The sequence below is a fragment of the Flavobacterium sp. genome, from assembly GCF_043760115.1.
Classification (GTDB): Bacteria; Bacteroidota; Bacteroidia; order Flavobacteriales; family Flavobacteriaceae; genus Flavobacterium.
Genome location: NZ_JAYUPK010000136.1, coordinates 1 through 14593, shown reverse-complemented (window position 1 = coordinate 14593; position 14593 = coordinate 1). Strand labels below are relative to the sequence as shown.

The 14593-nt window shown below is 28.6% G+C and carries 16 protein-coding genes; 3 read left to right on the top strand and 13 right to left on the bottom strand.

Annotated features, from left to right (window positions below):
- From ACH2BC_RS11520 to ACH2BC_RS11495, 6 genes are all read right to left on the bottom strand, one after another.
- Positions 1 to 713: DUF4835 family protein (locus ACH2BC_RS11520; RefSeq protein ID WP_395054150.1), on the bottom strand; the 713-nt coding region annotated here is incomplete at its 3' end.
- A complete protein-coding gene (coaBC, locus tag ACH2BC_RS11515) occupies positions 706 to 1947 on the bottom strand; it encodes a bifunctional phosphopantothenoylcysteine decarboxylase/phosphopantothenate--cysteine ligase CoaBC (protein ID WP_395054149.1) in 1242 nt (413 codons plus the stop codon). The genes ACH2BC_RS11520 and coaBC, both read right to left, overlap by 8 nt.
- A 9-nt stretch (positions 1948 to 1956) precedes the next feature.
- Complete coding sequence (locus ACH2BC_RS11510; RefSeq protein ID WP_395054148.1) at positions 1957 to 2274, bottom strand: DNA-directed RNA polymerase subunit omega; 318 nt, start codon at positions 2272 to 2274, stop codon at positions 1957 to 1959.
- 6 nt (positions 2275 to 2280) lie between these two features.
- Complete coding sequence (locus ACH2BC_RS11505; protein ID WP_395054147.1) at positions 2281 to 3075, bottom strand: outer membrane protein assembly factor BamD; 795 nt, start codon at positions 3073 to 3075, stop codon at positions 2281 to 2283.
- 117 nt (positions 3076 to 3192) lie between these two features.
- The gene (gene dapA, locus ACH2BC_RS11500) at positions 3193 to 4071 is read right to left on the bottom strand and encodes a 4-hydroxy-tetrahydrodipicolinate synthase (protein WP_395054146.1); all 879 of its coding nucleotides are present in this window, start codon (positions 4069 to 4071) and stop codon (positions 3193 to 3195) included.
- 4 nt (positions 4072 to 4075) lie between these two features.
- The gene (locus ACH2BC_RS11495; protein ID WP_395054145.1) at positions 4076 to 4567 is read right to left on the bottom strand and encodes a DUF6913 domain-containing protein; all 492 of its coding nucleotides are present in this window, start codon (positions 4565 to 4567) and stop codon (positions 4076 to 4078) included.
- Between the two features lie 76 nt (positions 4568 to 4643).
- On the opposite strand from ACH2BC_RS11495, the gene ACH2BC_RS11490 reads away from it, so the two are divergent.
- Together ACH2BC_RS11490 and ACH2BC_RS11485 are read left to right on the top strand one after the other, a co-directional pair.
- Positions 4644 to 5453: a 5'-nucleotidase C-terminal domain-containing protein gene (locus ACH2BC_RS11490; protein WP_395054144.1), complete on the top strand. Its 810-nt coding sequence runs from the start codon at positions 4644 to 4646 to the stop codon at positions 5451 to 5453.
- Between the two features lie 85 nt (positions 5454 to 5538).
- Positions 5539 to 6450, top strand: a complete 912-nt coding sequence (locus ACH2BC_RS11485; protein ID WP_395054143.1) for a bifunctional metallophosphatase/5'-nucleotidase — start codon at positions 5539 to 5541, stop codon at positions 6448 to 6450.
- Here the strand turns inward: ACH2BC_RS11485 and ACH2BC_RS11480 are convergent.
- The 6 genes from ACH2BC_RS11480 to rpsF all read right to left on the bottom strand — a co-directional run bounded on the left by ACH2BC_RS11480 (position 6437) and on the right by rpsF (position 11119).
- Positions 6437 to 7153 carry a hypothetical protein gene (locus ACH2BC_RS11480; RefSeq protein ID WP_395054142.1) on the bottom strand — a complete coding sequence of 239 codons (717 nt, stop codon included), beginning with the start codon at positions 7151 to 7153 and terminating at the stop codon, positions 6437 to 6439. The genes ACH2BC_RS11485 and ACH2BC_RS11480 overlap by 14 nt on opposite strands.
- A 73-nt stretch (positions 7154 to 7226) precedes the next feature.
- Positions 7227 to 9224, bottom strand: a complete 1998-nt coding sequence (ligA, locus tag ACH2BC_RS11475) for an NAD-dependent DNA ligase LigA (RefSeq protein WP_395054141.1) — start codon at positions 9222 to 9224, stop codon at positions 7227 to 7229.
- A gap of 131 nt (positions 9225 to 9355) precedes the next feature.
- Entirely contained in the window at positions 9356 to 9829 is a 474-nt protein-coding gene (locus tag ACH2BC_RS11470) for a DUF6495 family protein (protein ID WP_395054140.1), read from the bottom strand.
- 148 nt (positions 9830 to 9977) lie between these two features.
- The gene (rplI, locus tag ACH2BC_RS11465; protein WP_395054139.1) at positions 9978 to 10418 is read right to left on the bottom strand and encodes a 50S ribosomal protein L9; all 441 of its coding nucleotides are present in this window, start codon (positions 10416 to 10418) and stop codon (positions 9978 to 9980) included.
- A 60-nt stretch (positions 10419 to 10478) separates the two neighbouring features.
- Positions 10479 to 10775, bottom strand: coding sequence for a 30S ribosomal protein S18 (gene rpsR / locus ACH2BC_RS11460; protein ID WP_022828230.1), 297 nt, complete (start codon positions 10773 to 10775; stop codon positions 10479 to 10481).
- A gap of 2 nt (positions 10776 to 10777) precedes the next feature.
- Positions 10778 to 11119 carry a 30S ribosomal protein S6 gene (gene rpsF, locus ACH2BC_RS11455; RefSeq protein ID WP_395054138.1) on the bottom strand — a complete coding sequence of 114 codons (342 nt, stop codon included), beginning with the start codon at positions 11117 to 11119 and terminating at the stop codon, positions 10778 to 10780.
- A gap of 189 nt (positions 11120 to 11308) precedes the next feature.
- On the opposite strand from rpsF, the gene ACH2BC_RS11450 reads away from it, so the two are divergent.
- Complete coding sequence (locus tag ACH2BC_RS11450; protein WP_395054137.1) at positions 11309 to 12004, top strand: LytR/AlgR family response regulator transcription factor; 696 nt, start codon at positions 11309 to 11311, stop codon at positions 12002 to 12004.
- Between the two features lie 5 nt (positions 12005 to 12009).
- Here the strand turns inward: ACH2BC_RS11450 and priA are convergent, their stop codons facing one another.
- Entirely contained in the window at positions 12010 to 14457 is a 2448-nt protein-coding gene (gene priA / locus ACH2BC_RS11445; RefSeq protein WP_395054136.1) for a primosomal protein N', read from the bottom strand.
- Between the last annotated feature and the right edge of the window lie 136 nt (positions 14458 to 14593).

The following is a 14593-nucleotide window of genomic DNA, read 5'->3' as shown; positions in this document are numbered from 1 at the left end:
CTCAATGTATTTATTGAAGTAATAATATTTTGTTTAGAAGTTTTTAAATCGGTTGCCATTCCGTCTAAACCATTAAAATGATACTCTAACATGGCATCTCTATAGGGTTTGTAAGTAGATGACACTAAATCTGATATAAGAAAATAACGATTTTGAATTCCTCCATCAGATTGATTCCAACCTTTATATCCACCTTGTGCAGCTTGATTTACAATGTTTTGAGCAGCTTCAAAATACTGATTTCCTCCTTCAACTGAAAAACTTTCGGCATCAATTCCAATAATAATATTTGCATAAAAAGCAATAACCGACATTAAATTAGAATCAAAACTATTTGGATTGTAATTTAAAGCTTCAAACTCTATATATCTAAAACTAAAATCTTTATCATTAATATTTAAAATTGGTGATGAATAGGTAGAATTAAAAATTGTTCTAGATGATTGAACTTGAATTGTTGCATCAAATTGATTAGAATCATAACCATTAAGCGTAATAAAAATGGAACAATCTATCCTTTCATTTTGTTCAAATTTCTTATCTGTCCAAGCAGTTTTATTTACAAAATCGTTAAGAGAAAGTTGCAAATTTTTAAAAACTTGAGAATTTGTAGCTGCAAGTTTACTGTAATCTACAACAACTTTACAATTAAGTTCTTGAGATTGAGACATAAAAACTGATAAAAACACCAATAAACTTAAATACTTACGCATGATACTGTTGTATTACTTTATTAATAATATCTAATGCAACTTCTTCTTTAGATTTTAACTCCATTGGTTCTACAACAAAACTTTTATCTATAAAAGTAATTTTATTAGTTGGTTTTCCAAATCCTGCACCTTCATCTTGAAGTGAATTTAAAACTATCAAATCTAAGTTTTTTTTCTGAATTTTCAACTTAGCATTTTCAATTTCATTTTCTGTTTCTAATGCAAAACCTATTAAAAACTGATTTTGTTTTAATTCGCCAAGCGAAGCCAATATATCTTTAGTTTTTTCTAACTCAATAGAAAATTCTGCATCATTTTTTTTAATTTTTTGATTAGCTACATTTTTTGGTCTATAATCTGCAACCGCTGCTGCTGCAATTGCAACATCAACATTGTTATAATATTGATGACAAACATCATACATTTGTTGAGCAGAAACTACTCTAATCAACATTATATTGGTATTATTTACAGCTAAATGTGTTGGTCCAGAAACTAAAATAACTTCTGCACCCATATTTGAAGCGCAAATTGCAATATCAAATCCCATTTTTCCTGTAGAATGATTTCCTATAAAACGTACAGGATCTATTGCTTCGTATGTTGGACCAGCAGTAATTAGTATTTTTTTCCCTTTTAATGGTAATTTACTTTCTAAATCGGCTTCAAGAAATGCAATAATATTTTCTGGTTCTGCCATTCTTCCTTCTCCAGAAAGTCCGCTTGCAAGTTCACCACTTTCGGCAGGAATTATAAAATTTCCAAATGATTTTAGAGCATCAAATGAGGCAATTGTTGATGGATGTTTGTACATATCTAAATCCATTGCTGGAGCAAAATATACAGGACATTTAGCAGATAAATAGGTTGCAATTAAAAGATTATCGCAATTTCCATTTACCATTTTAGACATTGTATTGGCGGTTGCAGGAGCAATTAAAATTAAATCCGCCCAAAGCCCAAGTTCTACATGATTATTCCATTCTGCATTTTGCTTCGCCTGTTCGCCAGTATGGCTCGAGTCATCATCTTCATTATAAAATGAGGAATGCACAGGATTTTTAGATAATGTAGACAACGTTAACGGAGTTATAAAATCCTTAGAAGCAGGTGTCATTATCACTTGGACATGCGCACCTGCTTTTATAAAAAGTCTAACTAAACTTGCTGTTTTGTATGCGGCAATTCCACCAGAAATACCTAGCAATACTTTCTTGCCGCTTAAAACTGACATATATAGTTATTATTTATTGGTATCTCTATGATAAATTTTACCATCTAACCATTCTTGAACTGCAAGAGCATGTGGTTTTGGTAATTTTTCGTAAAATTTAGAAACTTCTATTTGTTCTTTATTTTCAAAAACTTCTTCTAAACTGTCATTATAAGTTGCAAACTCATCCAATTTATCTAATAATTCTTTTTTAATTTCAGTATTAATTTGGTTTGCTCTTTTAGCCATAATTGTTATAGCTTCATAAACGTTACCAGTTGGCTCTTCAATAATTGTTTTATTGTAAGTAATTGTATTAACTGGCGCATTAGTTTTTTTTAAATCCATGACTTTTTATTTAGAAAATTGTTGTAAATCTTTATCAATTTTAGCCAACATTTCGTCAGCTTTATTTTTATATTTTGTACTCGAATTAAATTTTATTAACGAAGAATAAGCTGCTTTGGCATTCAATAAACGCTCATTTAATTTTTGTGGAATACTGTTTATTGCAAGTTTGTAAGCTGAATCTAATTTATAAAACAAAGCTTCTTCTTTATATGGTGTACCAGGAAAATCTGATATAAAATTATCTAAAGCAATTTGTGCAGCTTTAAAATCTGAAATTGTATTGTATTGTTTGGCATTTTCAAATTCTTTCTTTTCTATTTTTATTCTCAACTCTTTTATAATTGCATTTGCTTCTGCAAAAAATGAAGAACTTGGATAAGTATCAATAAAATTTTGCATTTTATCTGTAGCTTTTTGAGTATCAGTTTGGTCTAAACTATACACTGGCGATAACATAGAAAAACTTTTTGCACCAAAAAAAACCGCTTCTTCTACTTTATCACTTTTTGGATAACTTGAAGCAAAACTTTCAAATTGATAACCAGCTAAATAATATTGCTTGGTTTTATATAATGATTGAGAATATAAATAAAACATTTTTTCTGCTTGAGGTTTTCCTTTGTATGCAGGCGCAACTTGTTCAAAAAGGCGAATGGCTTTTTCGTATTTTCCTTTTTCAAATGTTTTAGTTGCAACATCAAATTTTAAAGCTACATCTTCCGATTTTAAAGCTTTTTGATATTCGCTACAAGACGAAAGTAAAATTAAAACTGTAATTAAGGCAAAGAATTTCTTCATTTTTATAAATATCTGTGCAATTTTATTGACTTTAAATCGTTAAAAAAGCAAATGCAAAATTAGTTAATATTTAGATACAATAAAACATTTTTTTTGAATGTTTTAAAATACTGTTTTTTATAAAATTTTATTAGTTAAATCGGCAAGTTTTTTTGCCAAATCTTCACTTACATTTACTAGTGGAAGTCGTACAACATTATCTGAAAGTCCCAATGTTTTATGAACTTCTTTAATTCCGGCAGGATTTCCTTGTTCAAAAATCAGATCAATTCCTTCGGCTAATAAATAATGTAATTTATAGGCATCATCAACTTTACGTTGTAATCCTAATCGCACCATATCTGAAAACTGTCTAGGAAAACCTTCTCCAATTACAGATATTACGCCACTTCCGCCAGCTAAAATCATTGGTAATGTAATCATATCATCGCCAGAAATTACTAAAAATCCTTCTGGCTTATTTTGAATTATTTTCATTGCTTGAACAATATCTCCAGCAGCTTCTTTTATAGCAACAATATTTTTAAAATCGTTTGCCAATCTTAAAACCGTAGATGGCAACATATTACTTCCTGTTCTACTAGGAACATTATATAACACTATTGGTAAAGGAGAATTTTCGGCTATTTTTTTAAAATGCTGATAAATTCCTTCTTGTGTTGGTTTAGTATAATAAGGTGAAACTGATAATATAGCATCAAAAAAAGATAAATCTCTAGTTGTAAGTTCTTTAACCAACTCGGCAGTATTAAATCCTCCAATTCCTAAAACTAATGGCAATCGTTTATCATTGGCTTCAACTACAGTTTTAATGACCAATTCTTTTTCATCAGAAGATAAAGTTGCTGGTTCGCCAGTTGTACCTAAAATTACTAGATAATCAATTCCATTATCTATTTGAAAATTAACAATTTTTCTAAGTGCATCTACATCTACAGAAAAATCTTTTTTGAAAGGTGTTACCAGCGCAACTCCTGTTCCTATTAATGATTGCATAAATTTATAATTTGTTTAATATTTTTAAATATTTGAATAATTCGTCCATAAAAACTTTAAAATTTTCGGCATTTGTAGCTATCATAAAATGATTTAAACGCTTGTCTACAGAAGCAAATCCTACTTTAAAACTAGCTTTACAAGAATGTGTAACTAGTAAAAGTGCCGATTTTTCAGTATCATAATAACTAATTAATAAGTCAAAATCTTTATTTATAAACGAATTTACTTCTTCTTTATCAAATGTTGCACTCCAAGAAATATCTTTAAAACTAAAGGTTGGATAATCAAAAGTTTCATTTTTTTTTATTGCGTTTTTAAAAACCAAAATATCAATATTTTCTAATTTTATTCCGTTTAAAATAAGTTCTTTTATTAATCCTTCTTTTTCGTAGAAATAACTTTCGTCAAATACTATCCCAACTTTTTTTATAGAACTACTTGATGCATTTAGACTTACATTTAATAACCTTTTTTTAACAATTTTTTTTGTCAAAAAATCCTTTATTTTATTCAAAAACATACTACTTTTACTTGAGTTACAAATTTAATTAAAATAAGTTGTTTATCAGATGGTAAATCTAAAAAACTATAACGTTGTATTAAAACATTTTGTTTTATTATTAACATTTTCTGTTGTTGTTTCCTGTGCAAAACAGAATTATACTGTTACCAAAATTGAAGGTAAAAAAATTGAAATTTCTGGCAAACAATCTAATACTACTGAACCTATAGTTGGAGAAACGGCTAAAGAAATTGAAAGTTTTATAAAACCCTACAGAGAAAATGTCGATAAAGATTTAAGTGAAATTCTTGCTTATTGTCCAGAAACATTAGATAAATCTAAAGGCGAATGGCAAACTGTAATTGGAAGTTTTCTTGCCGATATTACTCTTGAAAAAACTAATAAAATTTTTCAATCTAGAGAAAATAAATCAATAGACATTTGCATTTTAAATCATGGCGGAATTAGAAGCATAATTCCTAAAGGAAATGTAACCGCAAGAACAGCATTTGAAGTAATGCCATTTGAAAACACATCTATTGTCATATCTTTAAAAGGAGAGCAAATTCTTGAAATGACTTCGTATTTTATTTCAGAAAAAAAACCACATCCACTTTCTGGAATTACTTTTACAATTGAAAAAGATAAATCAGTTTCATCAATTTTAATACAAGGAAAACCTTTAGATGTTACTAAAATCTATTATGTTGTAACGTCAGATTATCTTTCTAATGGTGGTGATAATATGAATTTCTTTAAAAAAGGAACTGCTAAATTTGATCTAGATTATAAACTTCGAAACATTTTAATTGATTATTTTAAAGAAGTTGATACTTTAAAAATCCCTACTGATGTTAGAGTGAAAGTTATTAATTGAAGATGGAAGATGGAAGATGGAAACTAAAAAATAATAATTATAATTTTTCAGTATTGTTAAGATGCTGAACTAAATTCAGCATAAAATGAAAAGAAGAGATTTTATACAAAAAACTACTGCAACCACAGCTTTAATTGCTTCTGGTTTTTCGCTAAGTAGTTTTAATACAGACGATTTAAAACACATTACAATTCTTCATACCAACGATGTTCACAGTTACATTGATCCTTTTCCTGCAGATCATCCACGAAATGCAAATATGGGTGGCGTTGCAAGACGTGCTTCGTTAATTGAACAAATTAGAAAAGAAAATTCGAATGTGCTTTTACTCGATGCTGGCGATATTTTTCAAGGTACACCTTATTTTAATTATTATGGTGGCGAACTTGAATTTAAGTTAATGAGTATGATGAAGTACGATGTTGCTACATTGGGAAATCACGATTTTGATAATGGTATTGACGGATTTTATTCGCAATTGCACAATGCAAAATTTGATTTTGTTAATGCCAATTACGATTTTAAAAATACTGTTCTTGATGGAATTGTAAAACCTTATAAAATTATAGTTAAAGACGGAATTAAAATCGGAATTTTTGGACTGGGAATAGAACTTGCAGGATTAGTTGATAAAAAACATTATAAAGAAACTGTTTATAATGATCCTATAGAAAGAGCCACAGATATGGCAAGAATTCTAAAAGAAGAACAAAAGTGTGATTTAATTATTTGCCTTTCTCACATTGGTTTTAAATATAAAGAAGATGCAACTAAAGTTTGCGATATTACTTTGGCACAAAAAACTAAAAATATTGATTTAATTCTTGGTGGTCATACCCATACCTTTTTAGAAAAACCAGTTATTGAAAAAAATAGTGATGGAAAAGAAGTTTTAATAAATCAAGTAGGTTGTTACGGATTAAATCTTGGTAGAATTGATTTTTATTTATCTAAAGACAAACAAGTTATTGCCAAAGGAAAAGCTATTGTTGTTTAATTTCTTCTTTTTCAGAATTTATCATAAATAAATATAAAATATATTGTCCTAAAATAAAAAACAGCATTGAAATTGGTTTTAGAAAACTTAAATCTATAAAGTACAGTTTTATGCCTAAAGCAAATAAATTAAGAGTGAAAAAAATTGAACTTACAAGTAAAAGTTTACTAGATTGATCATTTTTCATAATGTAATTGCTCAATGCAAAACCACCATACAAACTCATTAACAAACTCTGAGTTAATGTTATATAAAAAAGTTTGCCTTCAAGTTTTATAAAAACCACATTAATTAAACACAAAAACAAAAATAGAAATGGAATACTCGCTAGCAATATTGAGAACCATTTTATAGGTTTTACAACCAAATAAATTTTATAAATAATAAAAACTCTATGTAAAATAAAAAATAAAGCTGCCAAACTTATAATGTTCACATCTTTAGAAATAAATAAAACATTGGCTATCCAGCTTAAACTTAAAGAAAAAACATAAATTATAGATTTTTTTTCTGAAAAACCCCAATACATTATAATAATTATCGGAATTAACAAAGGTTTTAATAAAGATATAAATTCAATATTATCAAAATATTCAAAATAAAGTTCAATCAACACAATAGTAAAAAACGAAACTTTTAAAAACTGTAAAAGTTGTTTTTTTCTAATTTCTGAAGTATTGAAACTTGATAATTCTATTTTCATTTAAATAAATAATATTTTTAATAAAAGTAGTTCTTTTTAACAATAAAATGTTAAAATTTTGATATAATAATGCTTAATTATTATTTATCAAAATTATAAATTCACTTTCATTAATTATTTTTACACCAAGTTGATTGGCTTTTTCCAATTTAGCCGGACCCATATTTTCTCCTGCTATAACAAAATCTGTTTTGGCAGAAATAGAACTTCCTACTTTACCACCATTATCTTCAATAGATTTTTTTAAATCATCTCTAGAAAACTGTTCAAAAACTCCAGAAACTACAAATGTTTTACCAGATAATTTTTCTGTAGCATTGGGATTAAATTTTTCTATAATTTCAAATTGAACTCTAAATTGTTTCAATCGTTCTATAATTATTTGATTTTCTTGATTATCAAAAAACTCAATTACACTTTGCGCTATTCGTTCGCCAATTTCATCTACAGTAACTAATTCTAACAAAGTAGCTTTGCTTAACGCATCAATATTTTTATAATGTTTGGTGAGTTTTTTAGCAACAGTTTCTCCAACAAATCTGATTCCAAGAGCAAAAAGTACACTTTCAAATGGTATATTTTTAGAATTTTCTACACCTTTTACTAAATTTTCTGCACTTTTTTGCGCCATTCTATCTAATGGTAAAATATCTTCAACTTTTAATTCATATAAATCAGCATAATTTTTTACTAAGCCATTATTAAAAAGTAAAGCAACTGTTTCAGCACCAAGTCCTTCAATATCCATTGCTTTTCTAGAAATGTAATGTTGAATTCTACCTATAATTTGTGGTGGACAACCATAAAAATTAGGACAATAATGATTGGCTTCGCCTGTAGTTCTAACTAATTCTGAATTACATTCTGGACAATGAGTAATATATTTTGTTGGCTCGGTTTGATTTCCTCTTTTTGCAACTCCAATAATTTTCGGAATTATTTCGCCACCTTTTTCTAGAAAAACTTCATCACCAATTCTAATATCTAATTTTTCTATTTGATCTGCATTGTGCAATGAAGCTCGTTTTACAATTGTTCCTGCTAATTGTACAGGTTGTAAATTAGCAACTGGAGTTATTGCACCAGTTCGTCCAACTTGGTATGAAATAGAATTTAAAATTGTAGTTACTTGCTCACTTTTAAACTTATAAGCCATTGCCCAACGTGGCGATTTAGAGGTGTAACCCAATTCGTCTTGTTGCGAAAAACTATTTACTTTTACTACAACTCCATCCGTTTCATAAGGCAAATTATGTCTATGAACATTCCAATAATCTATAAATTCAAAAACTTCATTAAGATTATTTGCAAGTTTAGATGCTGTAGGAACTTTAAAACCCCAATTTCTTGCGGTTTCCAAACCATCAATTTGTGTTGAAAATGGTAAATCATTTCCTGTAATAAAATATAGTAAACATTCTAAAGGTCGTTTGGCAACAGCAGAACTATCTTGCAATTTTAAACTTCCAGAAGCAGTATTTCTTGGATTAGAATAAGGAGTTTCTCCAATTTCTATTAAGTCTTGATTCATTTTTTCAAAACCTTCAAATGGTAAAATTATTTCACCACGAATATCAAACTTTGATGGAAAATTTCCTTTCAGTTCAAGCGGAATTGATTTTATAGTTTTGATATTATTAGTAACATCATCACCTTGAAAACCGTCACCACGACTAACTGCACGAAGTAATTTTCCGTTTTCATAGGTTATAGAAATTGATGCACCATCGTATTTTAATTCGCAAGTGTAACTTAAAATAACATTTCCTAAAACTTTTTGGATTCTATTTTCCCAATCAATTAAATCTTCTTTAGAGTAGGAATTATCTAACGAATACATTCGATATTGATGCGGAACAGTTTTGAAATTTTTAGTAATTGTTCCTCCAACACGTTTCGAAGGAGAATTTTCATCAAACAATTCAGGGTTTTTATCTTCTAATTCTTGAAGTTGTTTTAATTTTTGATCAAAATCAAAATCAGAAATTGTAGGATTATCAAGCACGTAATAATTGTGATTGTGCAAGTTAAGTTCTTCGCGTAATGATTTTATAAGTTGGGAATCATTCATAGTATCAAACAAAAAATTTGATACCAAAATACAATTTTATTTATATAATTAAGTAAAATTAAAATTGATTTTATTCAAATTATAAGAAATTATAATTGTTCAATAATTGATAAACTACAACTAAAAAGTTACTACGAATTTACAATTCCGTTAACTTGATTATAAAGTTGTCCATCGCTTAAAATGGCACCTTCATTTATTAACTTAAATATAGATTCGTTTCTGTCTTGATCGTACTCTTTTTTACCAACTATAATTTCTACATTATCTGTAAAAATATTATCACTTAACCATTGCAAACCATTTTTATTTAAAAAATCTACATTTGCATCTAGCGATTTTAAAATTATAGAACGCAATTGCAACTCTTGACAATGAAAAAGAAAGATATGATTTTTAGAAAAATGTTCGAGAAATTGAGCACTTTTTAAAACGCCTTCCCATATTAAATCAGAAAAAACATCAAGTTCTTGCTCTGCAACTTGTGGTTTATGGAGTTTAATTTCGTCCCATTCTTTTTTGTCAATGGCTTGAGAAGCCAAAAAATTAGAGAATTCTTGATGTAATGCTTCTTGTTGTTCTTTGGTTAATCTTTTGTATTTCATGCTGAACTTGATTCAGCATCTTATAATTTTAAGATGCTATTATTGTATTTAAAGAATCTGAAATAAACTGAACTAAATTCAGTTCAAGAATTCAGATTAAAAAAAAATCCCGACTCACATCGGGATTTATATCAAAAATAGCAAGATATTAAACCTCAGCTACAATTTCATAAGGTAATTCAACAACAACATCTCTGTGTAATCTAACTGAAGCAGTATATTTACCAGTACGTTTTACAACACCACTCGTAATAAATTTTCTATCAACAGATTGACCACCTTTTTCTAATGCTGCTGCGATATCAATATTGGTTACAGAACCAAATAATTTTTCGCCACCAGCTTTAGATGTAATTTTAATTTCGATAGCTTTAAGTTTTTCTGCAATTGCTTTAGCATCATTTACAACTTTAGCTTCTTTGTGAGCTCTTTGCTTTAAATTTTCAGCCAATACTTTCTTTGCAGAAGCAGTTGCTAATTGAGCAAAACCTTGAGGAATTAAAAAGTTTCTTCCGTATCCAGCTTTTACTGTAACTACGTCATCTTTAAATCCTACGTTTTGAACGTCTTGTTTTAATATAAGTTCCATATTGTTGTCCTTGTTATAGAAGTTAGCCCGCCGCGGCGAGGCAACAAATTAATTAGTGTATTATTTTAATAAATCGGCCACATATGGCATTAATGCTAAGTGTCTTGCTCTTTTAACAGCAACAGAAACTTTTCTTTGAAATTTTAATGAAGTTCCAGTTAAACGTCTTGGAAGAATTTTTCCCTGCTCGTTAACAAACTTTAATAAAAAATCGGCATCTTTATAATCAATGTATTTGATTCCTGATTTTTTGAAACGACAATACTTTTTAGTTTTGTTAGTTTCTATGTTCAAAGGCGTTAAATATCTAATATCTCCGTCTTTTTTTCCTGAAGCTGATTGTTGTAATGTTGCCATAATTAAGCTTTTGCTACTTTAAATTTTTCTCTTCTTCTTTCTGCCCAAGATATTGCGTGTTTGTCTAAACTTACAGTTAAGAAACGCATAATTCTTTCGTCACGTCTAAACTCAGTTTCAAAAGCAATAAGTACTTCTGGAGTTACTTGGAATTCAAATAAATGGTAAAAACCACTTTTTTTGTTTTGGATTTCATAAGCTAATTTTTTTAAGCCCCAATCCTCTTTAGATACCATTTTTGCTCCTCTAGTAGTAAGAAAATCTTCAAATTTGCTTACTGTTTCCTTTACCTGAACTTCAGATAAAACGGGATTTAAAATGAAAACAGTTTCGTAATGATTCATATTAATATTGTTTAAAAATAAAATTGGGTGCAAAAGTAGTAAAATTATTTACTTTTTTAACTACAAAAAGTAAAAAATCGCCTAAATGCAAAAAAATACTGCTAAAAAGCAAAAAACATCGATGAAAGTTAGTTTATTAAAAAAATAGCATTACATTTGTAATTCCAAATCTATAATACATTAAAAATTATGAAACTAAATTGTGTAGTTGTTGATGACAGTTCGCTTCAGCGAATGGTTATTGCAAAGTTAGTAAATAATCACCCCAATTTACATTTAATAGGTGATTTTTCTAATGCAATTGAAGCGAAAAATTGCATGACGGTTCACACCGTTGATTTAATTTTTCTAGATGTAGAAATGCCTGTAATTAGTGGTTTTGATTTTATTGACGGTTTAAAGATTAAACCACAAGTAATTTTCATTACTTCTAAAGCTGAATATGCTTTAAAAGCATTTGATTATGACGCTACAGATTATCTACAAAAACCAATTATATTAGAACGTTTTAATGCTTCTGTAAAAAGAGCATTAGATTTTCATATGATGAAACGTGAAAATCAAGAAGAAGAAGGTGAACACATCTTTATTAAAAGTAATTTGAAAAAACTTAAAGTTTTTACAAACAAAATTAAATGGATTGAAGCTTATGGCGATTATGTTAAAGTAGTTACAGAAGAAGATACTAATCTTGTTCTTTCTACAATGAAATCGTTTGAAAAAGACTTGTCTAGAGAAAAATTTATTAGAGTTCACAAATCCTACATTATTAATATAGATAAAGTAGAACGTTTCAATAGTAAGTTTGCCGAAATTGGAGTTACAAAAATTCCGTTAAGCCGAAATAAGAAAGAAGATTTAGTTAAAGCTCTTGCAATTGCATAACTTGACTAATAAAAATCAATATTAGTAGCAACTTTAATTGCTCTGTATTGCGAAACTGCCTCAAAACTATTTAGAATTTTCTGAATAGTTTTTTTTGTGCTCGGTAACGACTGATTTTGCGGAATTTTTATCATTATCGTTCTTATGTATTCGTTTCTAATTCGGTTAATTGCTGGCTCTTCTGGACCAAGAACTGGCAATTGCAAATTTTGTTGCAACACTTGATACAACCACATTGAACCTTCTTTTAGTTTTTCATAATCTCTATGTTTTAAAGTAAGTTTTATCAAACGAAAAAATGGTGGATAATTATAAATTTTTCTATCATACAATTGTTCTTTATACATTGCATCATAATCATTATTAGTTACTTGCTGAATTATATTATGATTAGGATTGTACGTTTGAATAATAACTTTTCCTATTTTATCTGCACGACCAGCACGACCAGCAACCTGCGTCATCATTTGAAAACTTCGTTCAAAAGCTCTAAAATCTGGTTGGTACAACATGGTGTCGGCATTCATAATTCCTACTAACGAAACGTTGTCAAAATCTAGACCTTTGGCAAGCATTTGTGTGCCTACCAAAATATCAATTTCTCTATTTTTAAAACTGTCAATTAATTTTTCAAAACTGTATTTTCCGCGAGTTGTATCTTGATCCATTCGCTTAATGTTTTTTGTTGGATACAAAGCAGCCAATTCTAACTCTATTTGCTCTGTTCCAAAACCTTTGGTAGAAATATCAATGCTTGAACAAGCATGACAATTGGTAGGTTTAGCAATAGAATATCCACAATAGTGACATCGCAATTGGTTTTTAAATTTATGATACGTTAAGCTTACATCGCAACTGGTGCATTGTGGAACATGTCCACAAGTTAAACATTCTAATACTGGTGAAAATCCTCGTCTATTTTGAAATAAAATTATTTGCTCTCCAAGTTGTAAAGCTTCAGAAATGGCATCAATTAATGTTAAACTAAAATGTCCATTCATTTTTTTTCTAAAATAACTGTCTTTTAAATCTACCAATTCTACAGTTGGTAATTGCGCTTTTCCGTAACGTTCTGTTAGTTGAATTAATCCAAACTTTCCAGATTGAGCATTATAATAGGTTTCAATACTTGGCGTTGCTGATCCTAATAAAACCTTAGTTTTTTGATATTGAGCCAAAACAATTGCTGTATCTCTAGCGTGATATCTTGGTGCTGGATCTTGTTGTTTAAAGGTTTGTTCGTGCTCTTCATCAACAATTATTAATCCTAAATTTGAAAAAGGTAAAAACAATGATGATCGTGCGCCAATAACAATTTGTGCTTTGTCAGAATTTTCTAAAACTTGTTGCCATACTTCTACTCGTTCATTATTAGAATATTTAGAATGAAAAACAGCAACTCTATTTCCAAAATACTGCGTTAATCTTGAAACTAATTGTGTTGTTAGTGCAATTTCTGGTAACAAATAAAGAACTTGTTTTCCTGAATTTATAAATTCTTCTATTAATTTAGTATAAATTTCGGTCTTGCCAGATGATGTTACACCTTGTAAAAGAGAAACATCTTTAGTTTTAAAACTAGATTTTATTTCGTTAAATGCCTTTTCTTGAGGTTCACTTAACGTTAATTTATTGTTGGTTTTATTTTTGTCAAAATTTACTCTGTCTTCTTGAATGTAATATTCTTCAAAAATATTTTTATCAATTAACGCTTTTACAATTGCGCTTGTAGAACTTGATTTTTCTATTAATTGTTTTACAGAAATTGGCTTTTTTTCTTGTGCATTCAATTGAAAATAATTCAATAATAACTCTTTTTGTTTATTGGCTTTCATTACTTCAATTAGTTCCATCAAACTTTCAGTTGTGCTATACTTTTCGTGCAGGCGAATGTATCTAATTAACTTTGGTTTGTATTCTTCTTGCATTTCTTCATTGAGCGAAAGCAATCCTTTATTGAGCAATTTCTGAATTATTGGAAAGATGTTTTTCTTATTTAAAATAGACATTACATCTTGCACTCTCAAGGAATTCTGTTGTTGTAATGCTTCAAAAACTAAATATTCATCATCTGATAATTGTGAAATATCAAAACTAGAATCTTTTTTATAAGAAATTATAGTTTCACTTTCTAGCAAAAAAGCTGATGGCATTGCACCACGAAAAACTTCGCCTAACGTACACATATAATATGAAGAAATCCATTGCCAATGTTGCAATTGAAAATCATTTACAAGTGGTTTATCATCAAGTATTTGATGAATTTCTTTGGCTTCATAAAGTGTTGGAGGATTTTGATGTTTGTTTAAAACCAAACCTGTGTAAATTTTGCTTTTACCAAATGGTACAGCAACTCGCATTCCGTTTTGGATGTAATTAAATTCGGCTTCACTAACCAAATAAGTAAAGGTTTTAGGTAATGAAAGTGGTAAAATTACTTCTATGAAATGCATAAATTTTGTTGTGGGTTATCAGTTGTGAGTTGTGTGTTATGTGTTATGTGTTATGTGTTATGAGTATTGAAATTATATCAAAAAAAGGAAAATTAATTATGAAATTTTAGGAAAATAAAAACTCATAACCCAAAAC

Bases quoted from the DNA above. Each gene is read 5' to 3' on its own strand.
- rpsF (WP_395054138.1), bottom strand. From the start codon at position 11,119: ATGAATCATTACGAAACTGTTTTCATTTTAAATCCCGTTTTATCTGAA.
- rpsR (WP_022828230.1), bottom strand. From the start codon at position 10,775: ATGGCAACATTACAACAATCAGCTTCAGGAAAAAAAGACGGAGATATT.
- ACH2BC_RS11450 (WP_395054137.1), top strand. From the start codon at position 11,309: ATGAAACTAAATTGTGTAGTTGTTGATGACAGTTCGCTTCAGCGAATG.
- ACH2BC_RS11485 (WP_395054143.1), top strand. From the start codon at position 5,539: ATGAAAAGAAGAGATTTTATACAAAAAACTACTGCAACCACAGCTTTA.
- ACH2BC_RS11470 (WP_395054140.1), bottom strand. From the start codon at position 9,829: ATGAAATACAAAAGATTAACCAAAGAACAACAAGAAGCATTACATCAA.
- priA (WP_395054136.1), bottom strand. From the start codon at position 14,457: ATGCATTTCATAGAAGTAATTTTACCACTTTCATTACCTAAAACCTTT.
- coaBC (WP_395054149.1), bottom strand. From the start codon at position 1,947: ATGTCAGTTTTAAGCGGCAAGAAAGTATTGCTAGGTATTTCTGGTGGA.
- ACH2BC_RS11490 (WP_395054144.1), top strand. From the start codon at position 4,644: ATGGTAAATCTAAAAAACTATAACGTTGTATTAAAACATTTTGTTTTA.
- ACH2BC_RS11480 (WP_395054142.1), bottom strand. From the start codon at position 7,153: ATGAAAATAGAATTATCAAGTTTCAATACTTCAGAAATTAGAAAAAAA.
- rplI (WP_395054139.1), bottom strand. From the start codon at position 10,418: ATGGAACTTATATTAAAACAAGACGTTCAAAACGTAGGATTTAAAGAT.
- ACH2BC_RS11505 (WP_395054147.1), bottom strand. From the start codon at position 3,075: ATGAAGAAATTCTTTGCCTTAATTACAGTTTTAATTTTACTTTCGTCT.
- ACH2BC_RS11510 (WP_395054148.1), bottom strand. From the start codon at position 2,274: ATGGATTTAAAAAAAACTAATGCGCCAGTTAATACAATTACTTACAAT.
- dapA (WP_395054146.1), bottom strand. From the start codon at position 4,071: ATGCAATCATTAATAGGAACAGGAGTTGCGCTGGTAACACCTTTCAAA.
- ligA (WP_395054141.1), bottom strand. From the start codon at position 9,224: ATGAATGATTCCCAACTTATAAAATCATTACGCGAAGAACTTAACTTG.